The organism is Citrobacter sp. Igbk 14, from assembly GCF_028069825.1.
Classification (GTDB): Bacteria; Pseudomonadota; Gammaproteobacteria; order Enterobacterales; family Enterobacteriaceae; genus Citrobacter.
The window spans coordinates 1-17,074 of the sequence record NZ_JANEWM010000077.1 but is presented as its reverse complement, the minus strand read 5'-3'; the positions used below and the strand labels follow the sequence as shown (position 1 = coordinate 17,074).

The 17,074-nt window shown below is 51.8% G+C and carries 7 protein-coding genes; 5 read left to right on the top strand and 2 right to left on the bottom strand.

All coding sequences use genetic code 11. The annotated features are described in order from the left end of the window. The first annotated feature begins 211 nt into the window (after nucleotides 1-211). From NNN64_RS20730 to lapD, 5 genes are read left to right on the top strand one after another with little or no spacing between them, the layout of a single operon-like run. A complete protein-coding gene (locus tag NNN64_RS20730; RefSeq protein WP_271442607.1) occupies nucleotides 212-2,404 on the top strand; it encodes a putative bifunctional diguanylate cyclase/phosphodiesterase in 2,193 nt (730 codons plus the stop codon). Beyond that, entirely contained in the window at nucleotides 2,397-3,329 is a 933-nt protein-coding gene (locus tag NNN64_RS20725) for a transporter substrate-binding domain-containing protein (RefSeq protein WP_271442606.1), read from the top strand. Before NNN64_RS20730 ends, NNN64_RS20725 begins: the two co-directional genes overlap by 8 nt. 28 nt (nucleotides 3,330-3,357) lie before the next feature. Continuing rightward, nucleotides 3,358-4,206 carry a transporter substrate-binding domain-containing protein gene (locus tag NNN64_RS20720; protein ID WP_271442605.1) on the top strand — a complete coding sequence of 283 codons (849 nt, stop codon included), beginning with the start codon at nucleotides 3,358-3,360 and terminating at the stop codon, nucleotides 4,204-4,206. 2 nt (nucleotides 4,207-4,208) lie between these two features. Next, nucleotides 4,209-4,901 (top strand): cysteine protease LapG, encoded by a 693-nt coding sequence (gene lapG / locus NNN64_RS20715; RefSeq protein ID WP_442870713.1) that lies wholly within the window; start codon nucleotides 4,209-4,211, stop codon nucleotides 4,899-4,901. A 9-nt stretch (nucleotides 4,902-4,910) separates the two neighbouring features. After that, the gene (gene lapD / locus NNN64_RS20710; RefSeq protein ID WP_271442604.1) at nucleotides 4,911-6,857 is read left to right on the top strand and encodes a cyclic di-GMP receptor LapD; all 1,947 of its coding nucleotides are present in this window, start codon (nucleotides 4,911-4,913) and stop codon (nucleotides 6,855-6,857) included. Between the two features lie 60 nt (nucleotides 6,858-6,917). Here the strand turns inward: lapD and NNN64_RS20705 are convergent, their stop codons facing one another. Further along, nucleotides 6,918-7,199 (bottom strand): hypothetical protein, encoded by a 282-nt coding sequence (locus tag NNN64_RS20705; protein ID WP_271442603.1) that lies wholly within the window; start codon nucleotides 7,197-7,199, stop codon nucleotides 6,918-6,920. 60 nt (nucleotides 7,200-7,259) lie between these two features. Continuing rightward, nucleotides 7,260-17,036 (bottom strand): retention module-containing protein, encoded by a 9,777-nt coding sequence (locus NNN64_RS20700; RefSeq protein WP_271442602.1) that lies wholly within the window; start codon nucleotides 17,034-17,036, stop codon nucleotides 7,260-7,262. Nucleotides 17,037-17,074 lie beyond the last annotated feature (38 nt).

The window sequence follows — 17,074 nt, the reverse complement described above, 5'->3', positions numbered from 1 at the left end:
ATGTATTTTAGTGTACAAATTTACCTATTGACGAAAAGAACAGCATTATTTATATTCGCATACCGTTATTTTTGTCATTACTCACCGTTGTTCAATGTTAGTTATTTGTTACGCTTGGCGTTTCAAATTTGTCATCTAATACTATTCCATTAAGTAATAGCAGAAATTCAATTCAGCATTAGCACTATCTTTTCAGGAATTAACAAAATCTGTGGCAACGTCTCGGTTTTCCCTTAGAGCTATAAAGGGGTGGCAACATTCGATCACCGGCAAAATAACGCAATTTTTGCTGGCGGGCATCGTTATTGCTTTTGGCGCTGGCGCCTTTACCAGCTGGAGCCTGATAGACAACTTCTCCTGGCAGCAGTGGGTTCAGCGGGCGGAAGCAAATGCACAGATCATGACCTACATCATCAGAAGCGTGTATACCAACGTGTCGGTTGAAACCAGCGATTCAGGGCAAATCTCCCGTATCGTCTCCGACCGACAAATTGGCGATACCGACTCCATTCTGCAAACCGGCTATAACCCGGTAGACGTCCTGGCGCTGGCTTCGGTGCAAACACACAGCCCTACCTGGCTGTTTCTTTACACGCCGGAGAAAGGCTACGTCGGCATCAACAATAAATCGGAAGATGGCGAAGGCATTATCTCCTTCTCCGGACACCTGCCGCGTGACGTGCTGGCCAATTACTACATCGGTTTCGCCCAGATTAATGGTGAAGAGTGCTTTATTAGCGCAGTCCCTATTTTGACGCCATCTGGCGAAATCCTCGGTAGCCTGATAAGCAGCATTGGTAAAAAGAGCGACCTGTACGCAGCCTACGATGCGATGCTGAAAAAGAGCTGCATCATCTTTGTTCTCATTTTGCTGGTGACGTTGGCGCTGGGTACCTTGTTCATGCGCCGGTTATTCCGCCCGGTTCCGTTACTGATTAATTCGATTACCCGCATTGCCCATGAAGAAACCGACTGCATAACGCCCTACCTTGACCAGGACGATGAGATTGGCCATCTGGCCGGTGCGATTGAAAAACTGCGTGTGGCAATGAAAGAACGCGGCTATCTGCAACGCATGCATGAGATGTCGCAAAAGATGGAGCATATGGCCCATCATGATTCGCTGACCGGATTACCTAACCGCGTTTCGTTTGGTCTTGAGCTGGATAAACGCGTCAGCGAAATCCATCAGGAAGAAAAGCAGTTCAACCTGCTGCTCATCGACCTCGATAACTTTAAACCGGTCAATGACACTTTCGGTCATAAAGCAGGCGATGAAGTGTTAATCAGCGTGGCCCAGCGTCTGCAATTGCTACTGGGACCTAACGATATGGCAGCGCGACTGGGCGGTGATGAATTTGCGATCCTGCAACAGGTCAGCGAGAACGCCGTCAAAGAAGCAAACCGCCTGTCGAAACGTATCATTCGGGCATTGAGCACCCCCTTCACCTGGAGCACTCACACATTCTCCATTAGCTGCAGCATCGGGATTACAACAGCCCCCTGGCAGGGCAATAACACCTCCACATTGATGATCAATGCCGACCTTGCCATGTATGCCTCCAAACATCATGGCCGCGGTTGCTTCCATTTCTTCGAAGACGGCATGGTGATGACGCAGACCCACGGCCTGTTCATTAACCAGGAGATCATCGACGGTATTGATAACGAGGAGTTCGAACTTTACTACCAGCCGATTATGAATCTGCATGATGAAACGGTGTATGGCTATGAATCGCTGATCCGCTGGAACCATCCGACCAAAGGCCTGATTTACCCTGATTATTTTATCAATATTGCCGAAAGCTCCGGCCTAATTGTCCGTTTAGGTGAGTGGATTATTCGCCAGTCCTGCGAATCCGCAGCCAAATGGCCGGAACACATCCGGGTTGCCGTCAATATCTCGGCCTATCAGCTACACAGCCCCGGTCTGGTTGACGTGATTAAAGATGCATTACGTAACAGCCAACTGTCAGCAGAACGCCTGGAAATAGAGATCACCGAATCGGAGAAACTGGACAAGGCGATTGCCTTGCCCGTACTGCAAGAGATCCGTTCTCTGGGCATCGAAATCGCCATGGACGATTTAGGAACCGGATACGCTGCGCTGGATTATTTGCTGATCTACCCTTTCACCCGCATTAAGATCGCACGCTCGCTGGTCGAGAAGCTGAAGCAAGATAATGCCAGCCAGTATTTGATCGTAATGCTTATCCAGTTCGCCCATAAATACAATATGTCGGTTACTGCAGAAGGGGTGGAAACCGAATATCAGCGGGACATTCTGCGCGATATTGAGTGCCAGCATGTTCAGGGATATTTCTTCAGCTATCCACTTCGCGAGCATGACGTGTTGTCTTCCTTTAGCGAAGCGCTTTTTGCAGAGGAAGCGTGCAATGTCTGATATCTTGCGCATCACAACACGCATATTGCTGGCCGTTTCTTTGCTGATCGCCTATTGCACACGTTGCACGGCCGCATCTCCCCCGTCGTTACATGCGCTGGAGAAGATTGCCAGTACACAAACCATCATCCTTGGCTATCAGGATGATGCGTTTCCCTTCTCCTGGCAGAACGGCAATGACCCCGCAGGCTATTCTATTGATATTTGCAAAAATATTGTCAGCGCGCTCAAAACAAAACTACAGCTTAAAAAGCTAAACATTGAGTGGGTGAAGGCCAATTCGGCATCACAGTTTGTACTGATGAAAAATCATATGGCAGACATCATGTGTATACCTGCCTTTTATTCGAAAAGCCGCCACAACATTAGCGAATTCTCACTGCCTTTTTACTTTTCCAGCACCCGCTATGTCATGCGTAAAAATGACAGCATTCACCATTTGGGCGAACTATCCGGGCATAGCGTGCTGGTAAAAAGCGGCACAATTTATGTGGAACAATTGCAAAAAATCAATACCGCTAATGCCCTTGATATCAATATTCAGCTTGATACGAATAATGTTGCCGCCTTCAATGAACTCAAGAATGGCGAATATTCGGCCCTGATCTCCAGCACGGTATTATTGAAAGGGATGATTGCTCAGGCCACCAATCCCGAAGATTATGCGCTGTCAAAAATTGCCCTCAGTGCCCCACTTCCGGCCGGGCTGTTGCTCCCTTTACACGATAAAGAATTTAAAGAATTTGTTGATAGTGCGCTCTCGTCACTCATGACCAGCAAAGAGTTTACCGCGCTGTACACTAAATGGTTTCAGTCTCCGATACCGCCAGGCGCCATTAATTTAAACATTCCCATGTCAGATAACCTGAAAGCACTCACCGCAGCGAAGAAGAAGATCAGTTTTGATTATGAAAAATATAATTAATCATGAAATGACAAGGATAAAGCGCGCGATGCATTGGCTGATCTTGCTGATTGGCGTCGCGACATCCCCTGCACTGATAGCGCAGCAAAACGCCGCTACGCTTGACCATATCCAGAACAGCAGCGTGTTAAACATCGGCTATCGTCAACTGCCGCCATTCTCTTTCACCGATAAAAGTGGCAAGGTCACGGGTTACACCGTGGCGCTGTGCAACATCATTGCCGATAAACTACGCCTGTATCTGCAGCTCAACAGCTTAACCGTTCACTATATTCCCGTGAACTTTGCGGATCGTTTCTCAGCATTGAACACCCGCAAAATAGATATGGATTGTGGCGTTAATGCTAACGCGCCGGAACGGACCTCCAGCGTTTCATTTTCTATTGACTATTACATCGCCAAAATGCGCATTATCTCGTTGCGCAAAAACAATATTGACGCGCTTGAGGATTTAAAAGGACGGACAGTGAGCCTGACTGGAAGCTCAAAAGATCTGCTGGAGTTTAATAAAGTCAACAGAGAGAAGCATCTCAATATCTCAACGATTACCACCACCACCATCAACGGTGCGTTCGAGAAAATGGCACATAATGAATCCGCCGCATTATTCCTCGATGATGTTCTGTCCTGGCCGCTGATCAACCACGATGAACAACCCGAACAATTTAGCGTGTCGTCTGAGACCATCGGCAGTGATATGCACTATGCCATTATGATGCGCAAGAACGATCCGCAGTTTGTGACCTTTGTTAACAGTACGCTGAAAAATATTTTTGCCTCACCGCTTGATGCACAGCTGCGTAAAAAATGGCTGATGCCTGATTCCTGCAAAAATATAAATCATCAACCCGCCGTCCATTGCCAGCATAGCAATTGAACATTTTCCGTTCGTGTACGCTTCAGCGAGTCATTCGCTTCTGGCAGATATCAGGCGCACTGCTGCTGGTACTCACCGTCAACTCACTGCGTGCGGCCTGGGACTTTGCCACTATTCAGCAGAAATCCGATGCGCTGTATGGTCCTGCCCGCGCAGACGCACAACAGCGAATCAATGCCTGGCAGCAGTTGCTGATCACACTACGAAATGCAGACGAACAAACACAATTACGCGCCGTAAACCTGTTTTTCAACACGCAATTACATTACGCCGAAGACAGCGAGGTCTGGCACAGCGTGGACTACTGGGCAACACCGGTAGAGTCTTTGCGCAAAGGTGAGGCCGATTGTGAAGATTACGCAATCGCCAAATATTTTACGCTCCGGCAGTTGGGAGTCCCCGAAGAGAAGCTGCGCATCACCTACGTTAAAGCCCTGAGCTATAACCGGGCGCACATGGTATTGACCTGGTATGCCGCGCCGGACGCGATCCCGCTGGTACTCGACAGCCTGACAGACACCCTTTCACCGGCCACGCAGCGTACCGATTTATTACCCGTGTACTCCTTTAACAACAGTGGTCTCTGGCTCCCGGGCACACAGAACAATAAACGCGTTGGCGACAGCAAGAGACTTTCTCGCTGGCAGCAAGTTTTCACAAAAATGCGGGAAGAGGGCTTCCCGATGGATAAATAGGAATCGCCTGTGTCTCTTTTCAAACAGTTACTCCTGGCAATCTCTCTCTTTATGCTGGTGGTATTCAGCGGCAATTTTATTGTGACGCTGGAAAGCTCCCGCGATCAGTCCAACAATCAGCTCCTTTCGCATGCTCAGGATGCGGCAACAGCGTTAGGGGTTTCGCTGACCCCCAATGTCAACGATCCGGCGATGATTGAGCTAATGGTCAGCTCCATTTTCGATAGCGGTTACTACAAAAAAATCCGCATTGTCGATCTGAAGAACGGCAAAATTATCCTTGAGCGGAGTGCGGCAGCATCGATCCCCAATGTACCCGCCTGGTTTGTTGACCTGGTAGATGTCACGGCGCAAACCGGCGAAGCGACAATCATGCGTGGCTGGCAGCAGGCGGCACGTGTTGAGGTCACCAGTGACCCTATCTTTGCTGTGCAGCGCCTGTGGGACAATACGTTAGGTAATCTGTTATGGATGCTGTCCTGTAGCCTCATTTGCCTGGGGGCGGGTGTTTTGCTGCTGCGCAAACTGCTGCAACCGCTCAATTACCTGGCAAAACAGTCAGAAGCCATTACCCGCCGTGAGTTTCTGACCCTGTCAGAACTCCCCAAAACACCGGAGTTGCGTCGTGTTATCGGGGCGATGAATCTGATGGCAACCAAACTCAAGTCATTATTTGAAGAGCAGGCCATCTACAGTGAACGTTTGCACAATGAAGCCTATCTCGACAGCCAGACCGGAATCGCTAACCGCCGGGCATTCGATATGCAGCTTCAGGCACGTCTGAGCGATGCTGACACTGCGCCAGGGTATCTGATGTTAATCCGCGTGCAGGACTTAGGTGGGCTAAACCAACGTTTTGGTGGGCCGCATACCGACAAGTTACTGCTCAATATCGCCAACCTGCTGACAGCGCAGAAAGAAAAATATGCGTCTCTCAACAGTACCGTCGCCCGTATTCGCGGGGGCGAGTTTGCTCTGCTCTGCCCCGGCGTCACGCACGGCGAAATGCTGGAACTGAGCAATTCACTTAGCCAAAAGCTCATGGCCTTTTATGCCACCGGGATGTCAGACCAACAGCCCGTCGCCTATACCAGCATGGTGCCATTCAGCGCCGGAGATAATGCACAGACATTGCTGATTCAGGCCGATCGTCTGTTGGTGGAAGTAGAAACACACACTGAGCATCAGGTCGTGCCCACCACCGACGTGGCGACGGCGACCGAAGATCAGCACCTGTGGTTTGTGCGTCTTGAACACGCGCTGGAAAATCAGCAATTCCAGTTGGTTTATCAGCCCGTTGTGGGCTGCCAGCAGCCGCACAATATTCTGCATTACAAAGTGCTGTCACGCATTGTTGATGAACAGGGCAACACCATTAACGCTGGTCGATTCCTGCCGTGGATCCACCGTTTTGGCTGGAGCCATCGTCTGGACCGGGTGATGCTGAAACTGACGTTAAATCAGCTGAAAACTGCGCCAGGAAAACTCGCTCTGAGCATTTCCGGCAGTTCCGTCGCCAGTGCAAACACGGTGGCGGACCTGTTGAATCCATTGAAATATTCACCACGATTAGCCAGTCAACTGATTCTGGAACTGGATGAAAATCAGTTGCCAGGGCCAAACCAAATGGCGGCGTTTGTGAAAGCCGTGAGCCAGCATCGCTGCTCGCTGGGTTTGCAGCACTTTGGCAGCCGCTTCGATATGATCGGTCATCTGTCCCAGTGGGGGCTTGCCTGGCTGAAAATCGACAGTAGCTACATTCGTAATATTGATCAGGAAAGCGATAAGCGGTTGTTTATTGAAGTGTTATACAACGCTACGCGCAGTATTGACCTGCCATTAATCGCTGAACGCGTTGAAACGCAGGGCGAGCTCAGGGTGTTGCAGGAATTAGGCATTGATGGCGCGATGGGGCAACTACTGGGTGAGCCCGCACCGTTGTCACAATTACACTAGCACTGTGTTTGCCGGATGGCGCTTCGCTTATCCGGCTTGCACGCTGACTGCCTGCCTACGCTAAAAAATACGGTCATCGCTACCCAGCAGTTGTTCTAACCCACCAAGCTCCTGGCGCGCGTTCGCGCGATTCATCAGTTTTACCTGTGCCATTGGCGGAAGATCGGTAATGGCAATGACCCCTTTACGGATCAGCAGGTAAATCAGGTCGTCCAGTACGCGCACCATTTCAAGGTCGCTCTTTTGCAGCATCGCCAGGAACTGTTGATTATCAAGTTCCGCGCTTTTGCTCCCCCCTTCTTTTTCAGGATGAGCGTTTGCATCTGGTGGAACAGAATTCATGTTGTAACCTTACATATTGCGTGATGCACTGCCCTGTTGGCACAGGGCAGTGAGCATCCGTTAGTGAGTGTGATTTTGGTCAGGTTTAGCGATCAGGTGATCCAGCGAATACGTCGTGGAATGTAAATCACCGCCAGGGTGACCCGACAGCGCGGTATCAATCCCATGCGCGACCTTCGCCGGGCTGGCAATCAGATGATGATCGTCGCCGCTGTGAATGTATTTCGCGATGTCCACACCTTCGTGCAGTTCACGCGCCAAATCGCTGAGATCAACGTTATCGAGAGCGCTCTTCGCTTTGTCTGTAACACCCTGCGCCACATTCGTCCCATGTACCTTCGTAGAAGAGGCATAGGAGAGTGACAGCGCACTATCGTCAAACAAATCGTGCAAGGCATGCTGAACCGCCGCATGATGCCCCTTGTCCACCGCTTGACCTTTGATCGGTGTGGGATCGTCCATGATGACATTCAGCGTTTGCGCATAGTGTGCGGTATTGCCGTGGTTATCGTTCGCCTCAACCAGCACGTTCACACGGTTATGCCCGGCGCGGAATGACGACGTATCCACCTCAAAGTCATAATGCAGTTCGTTATTCACCTGATGCAGCGTTGCATCATACAGATGACCGTTAACCAGCGCGTTGATGTGCTCGCCGTCATGTACATCGCCCGTTACGCTACCGGTGATGTGGATGGTTGCGGCCTGCGCTTCTGCGCGAGAAATGTGATTATCCCCGGTGACTTTATCGACCACGATGCTGGCATCGGCGTGAGTATCGAGGATCAGATTTTTGTGATCGCTCACATCTCGCGTATTGCCCGCCGCATCACGTAACGTCGTCTTCACCTGAACGTCGTTGTTGCCTTCGTTCAGATACGCATTCGATATCGCCGCCTGGTAACCCAGTGTATGGGTCGCAGGATCGGCAACTATCGTAGCAATGGTGTCATGGCCATTAACGCTGATCGTGACCGTTCCACCCGCCTGCGCATCGCCCGTGACCGTCCCGCGAATCACGGTATCCGTTAGCGATTCTTTCTGGTTCACAACGTTGTCGCCCGCGATACCATCGGTGAGGGTAATCGTGCCGTCAGCATGCGTATCCAGCACCACGTTTTTCTGATCGTGCACCTCTAACGTGTTGCCTGCACCATCGTGTAACGTCGTTTTCACCTCAACCTTATTGTCGCCCTCATTCAGGTACGTTCCCGGAACCGCAACCTGATAAACCGTCGAGGAGCCCGGCACCAACGTAGCCTTCATGTTGTTGCCGTTGATACTCACTTCAACGACATCGGTCGGGTGCGTATCGCCGGAAACCGTAAATTTAATCACCGTATCTGACTTCGATTCATTCAGGTTAACGACGTTGTCGCCTGCGATGTGGTCATTAATGGTAATGGCACCGTTGGCCTGCTCATCAACAGAATAGGTATGCGTCGATGTTGCGGTGAACGGGTTCCCCGGCGCGTCATGCCCGGCAAGCTCAACATCAATGACCTTGTGCGTATCACTACGCAGAACCGCCGAATCCACGTCAATCTGATAGCCCAGACCGCCGCTGCTCAGGGTGACAACGCTGCCACTATACTTGTGCCCATCGATGGTTAAGGTAACCGGATCCTGAGCCTTCGCATCGCCGCCGACATGTCCGGTGATGGTGACCGTTGGCCCTGACAGCTCCTGATGGTTGAGAACGTTGTCCGCTGTGACGCTATCAACGCTAACGGTGCCAGAAGCCACGCGATCGACTGTGATCGTCTTATCAGTATCAATCTGCTGGCGGTTACCGGCATCATCATGGGCAACAACGTGGGCGGTAATATGCTGGTCATGAACCAAATCAACCGTGCTGGCTTCAACGTGGAACACCTTGTGGCCACCATTGTCGGTGACTTTCGCCGTCAGATCCTTGCCATTGACGGTGACGGTGACCAAATCGCCAACCTCAACGTCGCCGGTCACAGAACCGGTGATGGTGGTAGTCGGCTTCCCGGCTTCAACGTTATTCAGCACGTCATCGTTGGAGACGGTGTCCAGCACAATCGTCGCATTCACGTGATCGTCAATGACCACGATTTTGTCATACGTCGCAGGCTGGCTATTACCTGCCGCATCATGACCCGTCACGCTGACGTGAATGGTAGGATCAGCCTGCAGATCCGCGGTGCTCACGATCGCTTTATACCCCAACTGCCCATTCATATGCGGCAGTTCAATGACCGTCGCCTCAACCGGATTGCCATTAACAGTGATATAAACCTTATCGTTTTTGTGTACGTCACCATTCACGGTGCCGCTGACTTCGACCGTACCGGCTTTTATCTCATCAGCATTGATCACATCATCGCCGCCCACGGTATTAACCGTTACCGCAGCCGTCGCGGTGGTATCAACAGAAAACGCTTTGGTGATACTGGTGTCCTGGACGTTGCCGTGATTATCGTGGCCAGTCACCGTAGCCTCGATGGAATGGTCAGCCACCAGATCTGATGTATTGATATCAACGGTGTAGTGCTTATTCGCATCAATCATCGCGGTATAAGTTTGACCGTTAACCTTCAGGGTCACGCTTTCCCCCTGGTGGACATCACCCGAAACAAAACCGCTCACCGCAATCGTAGGCAGCCCTGTTTCCTGTGCGTTCAGGACGTTGTCGGCGGTAATATTATCGACCGTGACGCCCGCATCGGCTTTAAGATCGACGTCAACGTGCTTTGACGTCGATCCGGTGCCGGGATTCCCGGCAGCATCGGTGGCGCTTACCGAGGCGATAATATCCGGGGTATTACGCAGATCGTTGATGCTGACTTCCTTCGACCAAACCCATTGGCCGTGATCGGCATGCACCGCGGCGGTTAAGGTATTACCATTCACCAGCAGCGAGACTACGCTGCCGTCATGAATGCCTTCACCGCTGACCGTACCGCTGATCGTTGTTTTACCGCTTTGCGCTTCTTTGCCGTTGATCACGTCATCGCCGGCAACCTTGTCCATGGTGATGTGGACCGGGTTATCGGTATCAACCTGAATAGTTTTCGGCACGCTCGAAGTGTCGCTGCCCGCCGAGTTACTGACGGTAATGGATACGTCAAACGTCGGATGTGCCTTAAGCTCGGACGAAGGAACATCAACCCGCCAGGCCATTTCCCCCGGCAGCCCCGGAATCTCAAACACTTTGCCAGTGTGAGACTGATTATTGATGATAACGGTCACGTCATCGCCAACGTGGGCATCACCGGTTACCCGGCCACGAATCGGCGTGGTCGGTTTTTGCGCTTCAGCGCCGTTGAGAACGTCATCGCCCGTTACCGGATCGACCGTGAGATGGACATGCGGCTTCTGCGGCTGTGTGACGCCCGTCCCCGTTGTCGGCGGGGTGACCACTGGCGGCGTCGTGAACCCGTAAGGCGTATTGCCGATCACGGGTGTATAGTGCAACCACGGTAGATCGATAAATTTATGCTCTGTTGCTGTCGCCGTGTTGCCATGATTATCATGGGTGGTGATAGACACCAGAATATCGCCATTGTCTGCGAATTTATCGGAGCCAATATCCGCCTGATAGCCGAGTTGACCATCGGGAAGTGTAATGACTTGAGTGGTCAGGACAAATCCGTGTCCCACCGTTATGGTCACCGTATCACCTATAACCGCATCGGGAACGACATGTCCGGTTATGGCGATAAAGTCCGGCCTGCTGCCAGGAAGCAGGTTATTCGCAATAGGGTTACCTGGTGGTCGACCACTGGAGGCGGAATCAATAGTTATCCCGGCATCAGCAACGGTATCAATCACCACCGGCATATCATCATGCCCGTGCGCAACGTTGCCTGCCGCATCTTTTGCCGTCACCTCGGCATGGATATTCGGGTCCATCAACAGATCGAGCGTTGAAACCTCGGTGCGAAATACATGCTTACCGTGGTCATCATGAACCTGCGCATAGTAGGTCTGATGGTTAATGGTCAGTTCAACCATATCGCCCACCTTCACATCACCGCCCACGCTACCGGTCACGGTGGTCAGCGGGTTATGCGCCTCTTTGTAGTTGATCACCGCATCGTTATCATCCGTCACCAGCGGGTCGATATGGACGATAGCCTCGGCACGATCATCAATTGTCACCGTGCTTGTCGCATCCGCCTTCGCGGTATTGCCGTAAGGATCGGTGGTGGTAATGGTTGCCGTGATATGCGGATCGTTTTGCAGCCATTGGGTATCCACATCAATGTGATAACCCAATGTACCCAGATTCGGCAGGTCAACCACAGTGGCATCGACCTGATGACCGCCGATGGTCAAATGAACCGTATTCCCCACCTGCGCATCGCCCCCCACCGTACCGCTGATGGTTGTTTTAGGCACCTGCAGTTCAGTGCCGTTCAGAACGTCATCACCCGTCACGCGATCGATGGTGATCGCGGCAAGGGCCTGGTTGTCCAGATTAACGTCATGATGCGCCACAATATGGGCATGGTTCTGCGCCGCGTCGGTGATATCCATCGACACGACAATATGCGGGTTAGCCACCAGGTCGGACGTCGATACGACCATCTTGTAACCCAACCGATTGCCGCTAATCACGTCAACAAAACCAGGATACGAATGGCCGTTGATCGTCATCACCAGCGGATCGCCCGGATGAACCTCGCCGGTCACAGTGCCGGTGACGACGGTGGTGGCCTGATGCTGTTCGACATCATTCAGCGTGTTGTCTGACGTAACGGAATCGATCGTAATCGTCGCATCCACGCGGGTATCAATCACTACCGTGGTCTGCGCATTGGCCGTTGCCGGGTTGCCTGCCACATCTGTGGTGCTGACGGTCGCAGTCAGATGCGGATCGCTCAGTAAATCAGCCGTGCTGACTTTAATTTTGTAACCTAAATGACCGCCACCCTGATTGCTGACTTTCCCGGTCAGGGTATGGCCGTTCACGGTCAGATAAACAACATCATTAACGTGAACATCTCCCGCTACTTTCCCGGTTACCCAGGTAAATGGCTGCTTCGACTCGTCGCCGTTGACCATATTGTCGCCGGTGACCGGGTCAATCGTCAGCAACGCTTTCGCATGCAAATCCACCGCCATATCATGCGTGGCTTCGGCTTTCTGCAGGTTATGGACACCATCTTCGCCAACCACCTGCGCAACTATATGCGGATCTTTCACCAGATCGCCCGTCAGCACATCCAGCTTATAGCCCAGCGCATTATTGTGCTCAGGGAGTTTCTGTACCGTTGTGTCATAGTGGTGACCATTGACGGTAACGGTCACTTTATCGCCAATATGCACATCACCAGAAACGGTACCCATCACTTCGGTGGTATGTTTTGTGGACTCGGCGCCGTTAATCATATTGTCGCCCGCCACGGTATCAATGGTAATTCCAGCCAGGGCGTGATTATCAATCTGCACTTTATGCGTCGTAGACACGACAACTTCATTACCCACCGCATCATGCGACGTTACGCTAGCCTTGAAGGTGACATCGTTGTCCTGGTTGCCCTGGTTGTTGCTAAAATCTGAAGAAAGGACCGGGATTTGATACCCCAACTGACCGTTACCCAGAACGAGAACCTTACCGGTATACGTGTGACCGTTAATCTCAACACTCACATCATCGTTAACCTGGGCATCTTTACCGACAACGCCGCTAACCAACTGCCAGGTCTTATCTAACTCTAAATGGTTGAGTATGTTGTGGTCAGTCACCTTATCAATCGTAATGCTCGCCTCAGCGTGCAAATCGATATGCACCTGATGGTCATGCGTTACCGTTGAGGGGTTGCCGTGTTCATCGACGGTTGAAATGGAGACATGGACCTTCTGGTCGCTGCCATCTTTCAGGTTATCGGTGCTGACTTCAATACTGTAGCCCAGCGATCCGTCAGTTAGCTTACTGACCTGGCCGTGGTAGGTCTTGCCATTAAAGGTTAAGGTAACGTCATTCCCTTCCTGCGCATCGCCGCCGACCGGCCCCGTGATAATCGTCTTATGCAGAATAGACTCTGCCTTACTGATAATGTCATCACCCGCAACGGTATCGATGCCGATAGAGGCGCTGGCGTTCAGATCCAGCCCAACGGTACGATCCGCGGTTGCCGTAGTTTCGTTACCATGATCATCCGTGGTGTGAATGCTCGCATGAATCACCGGATCGTTGACCAGGTTCTGGGTGTCAACCGGGATATAGTAGCCCAGACCACCGTTTGCCAGTGTCACCACCGAGCCGGAGTAGCGATGACCATCAATCACCAGCTCAACGGTATCGTGCTCTTTCGCATCGCCGCTCACCGTGCCGCTGATGGTGGTCTTGCCGTTATTGTCCGTCGACTCCTTGATGTTGATGACGTTATCAGCCGTCACGCCATCAATGGTGATATGCGACTGCGTGTACATATCGCTACTGATGGTTTTCGTCTCTGAATGCGTGACGCTGTTCCCCTCTGCATCGGTGGAGGTAACAGACACGGTAATTTCCGGATGGCTCATCAACATATGGGTATTCATCGGGAAGCGGTACCCCAGCCCACCGCCCGCCAGCGTGATAACGGCACCTTGCATCACCGTAACACCATCCAGCTTCAGGATCACCGTATCATCCACTTTCGCATCAACACCAGTCACGGTGCCGGTGATTGGCGTAATGCCACCGTTGGCGGAAAACTCTTTGATATTAATAACGTCATCGCCCGCGACGGTATCGATATGCACCTGGTTTACCGCAAAGTTGTCGATATGCACGTTGTGGTCGCAGGTGGCAATCGCCAGGTTGCCCGCCGCATCGTGGGAGGTAACCGTCGCCCTGATGTTGACATGTTTATCCTGGTCACCCTGGTTGTCACTGAATGCCGACGAGTCGACAGGGATTCGGTAACCCAGATGGTTATTACCTAGTGAAATGACCTTACCGGTAAACTTGTAGCCATTAATTTCAAGGCTGACAACATCGTCAACTTTCGCATCACCGCCAACGCTACCGCTGATGATTTGCTTAGCCATATTCAGTTCAGCATGGTTCAGGGTGTTATCGGCAGTCACCTTATCAATCGTAATGCTCGCCTCAGCGTGCAGATCGATATGCACCATATGCTCGGACGTTGCTGCTGCTGTATTGCCGTGTTCGTCAACGGTTGAGATGGAGACATGGATCTTCTGGTCGCTGCCATCCGTCAGTGTGTCTGTGTCGACCTCAATGCGGTAGCCCAGCGAGTGGTTAGCGAGTTCAATAACCTTGCTGATATAGGTTTTACCGTTGAAGGTTAAGGTGACGGTATCATCTTTCTGCGCATCGCCGCCGACGGGCCCTGTGATGGTTGCCTTATGCAGCTCGGACTCGGCTTTACTGATAATGTCATCACCGGCGACGGTATCAACGCCGATAGAGGCGCTGGCGTTAAGATCCAGCCCAACGACATGTTTCGTCACCGCCGTCATTTCGTTGCCATGATCGTCCGTGGTATGAATGCTCGCATGGATAAGCGGGTTGGCTAACAGATCCTTAGTCTCTACAGGGATATGGTAGACCAGATTGCCGTTTGCCAGCTTTTCCACTTCACCCGAATAGTGTTGACCATTAATCACCAGCTCAACGGTATCATGCTCTTTCGCATCGCCGCTTACCGTGCCACTGATGGTGGTCTTGCCGTTATTGTCCGTCGATTCCTTGATGTTGATGAAGTTATCAGCGGTCACACCATCAATGGTGATATGCGACTGCGTATACAGGTCGGCGCTGATGGTTTTGGTTTCAGAATGCGTGACGCTGTTCCCCACTGGGTCCGTAGAGGTAACAGAAACCCTAAATTCTGGATGAGTTACCAGCTTATGGCTGTTTACCGGAATGCTATAGCCCAGCCCACCGCCCGCCAGCGCGATAACCGAACTGTGAATCACCGCGCCCCCCTTCAGCTCCAGGGTAACCACATCACCCACTTTCGCATCCACGCCGGTCACGGTACCGGTAATTTGCGTGATCCCGCCGTTGGCTAAAAATTCCTTGATATTAATAAGGTCATCACCCGCGACGGTATCAATATGCACCGCGTTTTCCGCGAAGTTATCGAGATGTACGTTGTGGTTGCTGGTGGCAATTGCCAGGTTACCTGCCGCATCGTGGGAAGTGACGCTGACGTGTACCGTCACCTCTTTCAGCACCTGACCGACGTTGTCAGAAAAAGTAGCAGAGTCGACTTCAATGCGGTAGCCGAGGGTATTTTTCCCGGTATCAATCACCTGACCGTGATACTGGTGGCCGTTGATCTCCACCAGCACCGGGTCGCCCGCTTTCGCGTCTTCCCCGCGCACTTCCCCGATAATCACCTGCTTATTCGCCGACAGCTCAGTGAAGTTCAGGGTGTTATCATCGGTGACATTGTCAATCGTCAGGGTGTTGTGTGCCTGAGAATCCAGCACCACAGTTTTGTGCGTAATAGCAATCGCTTCGTTACCGACAGCGTCATGGCTGACCAGCGTCACCTGCACATCATTTGCACCTTCTTTCAGCGTTGAGGAAGGCACCACAATTTCATAACGCAGCTGGCCATGGTCGTCGAACACCGTGCCATGGAATGTTTTACCCTGAAGCGTCAAGGTGACCGGATCGCCCACTTTGGCATCACCGCTGGCTACGCCAGAAATGATGGTCGGCATGCGAGATTCGTTAGCGTTGACGACATCATCATTTGCCACCGTCCCGATGGTCACCGCATTCTGTGCATACAAATCGTTATCGACATAGTGATCGGTCGAAACGGTGGTGCTGTTGCCGGCATCATCGGTAGAGGTGAGGGAGGCATGAATCGTCGGGTCATTCAGCAGCCCTTGGGTCAGGACCGGGATGTTGTAAGTCAAAATGCCCGTTCCCGGATCGTCGACCGTGCCGGTATACGTTATACCGTCGACAACCAGCGTCACGACATCACCCGGCTTTGCATCTCCCCCGACAGACCCGTGAATCACGGTTTGCGACAGAAGAGACTCCTGGTGGTTAATCAGGTTATCTGGGGTCACGCTATCGACCGTAATATCGATACGTGGACCGGTAATATCAATCAACGCATTGTCGAAAGTTTGTGCGGTCCGCCCCGAGACATCGGTCGCTATTGCCACCACGGTTACATTTCCCGGCACCAGTCCACTCAGATCAGTATCGATATTCCAGTGACCGTTACTTACCGGGACATCTACTGTAAATGTGTTTTTTTGGCTATCGGTGAAGGTGAGCGTGACGTGATTTTGGTTACTGGTGCCGCTTAAATGGGTCCGGTGGAATTCAGTGTTATTAATGTAGCCATCGTTACCCGCAAACTCGGTAATTTGTACTTCTGGAGGGAAAATACTGGCCGCACCAGCCTCTATCCCCCCTACCGGCAGATTGATATCCCAGGTCGGGCTCCCCAGCCCTTGCGTGTCAAAACCGGCTGTGGGATCAACAACCTGCCCGGTTAAGGCCAACTGGACCAGCGTGTGGCCCCCCCCACCGCCCTCCAACTGCACCGGAGTTTCATTACCCGCTGCGGTCGCATCCAGTGTCTGCGTCGGGTCAGCCCCATCAGCAATCGCTTTTTGTACGGCGGCAATATCCTGAGCATCACGTTCCGGAGTAGAGTTGGCCTGTAGCCCATGATCGCCCCAGTGGCTGTTGCGACCAACATCCAGCGTTTTTCCGTCCGGTAAAGAGAGACTTACCGCACCGTTGGCACCGGTCACAATTTCTTCACCGCTATATACTCTGTCGCCTTCATGAACACGTCGCTGTGCGCCACTTGCGTCAACAACATAAACCTGTCCAATTATTGCTTTGATCACACCGAGTAATTTGCTCACCGTAACCTCACTTAAATACCATCATTATTTTTATAAAC

Bases quoted from the DNA above. Each gene is read 5' to 3' on its own strand.
- NNN64_RS20725 (WP_271442606.1), top strand. From the start codon at position 2,397: ATGTCTGATATCTTGCGCATCACAACACGCATATTGCTGGCCGTTTCT.
- NNN64_RS20720 (WP_271442605.1), top strand. From the start codon at position 3,358: ATGCATTGGCTGATCTTGCTGATTGGCGTCGCGACATCCCCTGCACTG.
- NNN64_RS20705 (WP_271442603.1), bottom strand. From the start codon at position 7,199: ATGAATTCTGTTCCACCAGATGCAAACGCTCATCCTGAAAAAGAAGGG.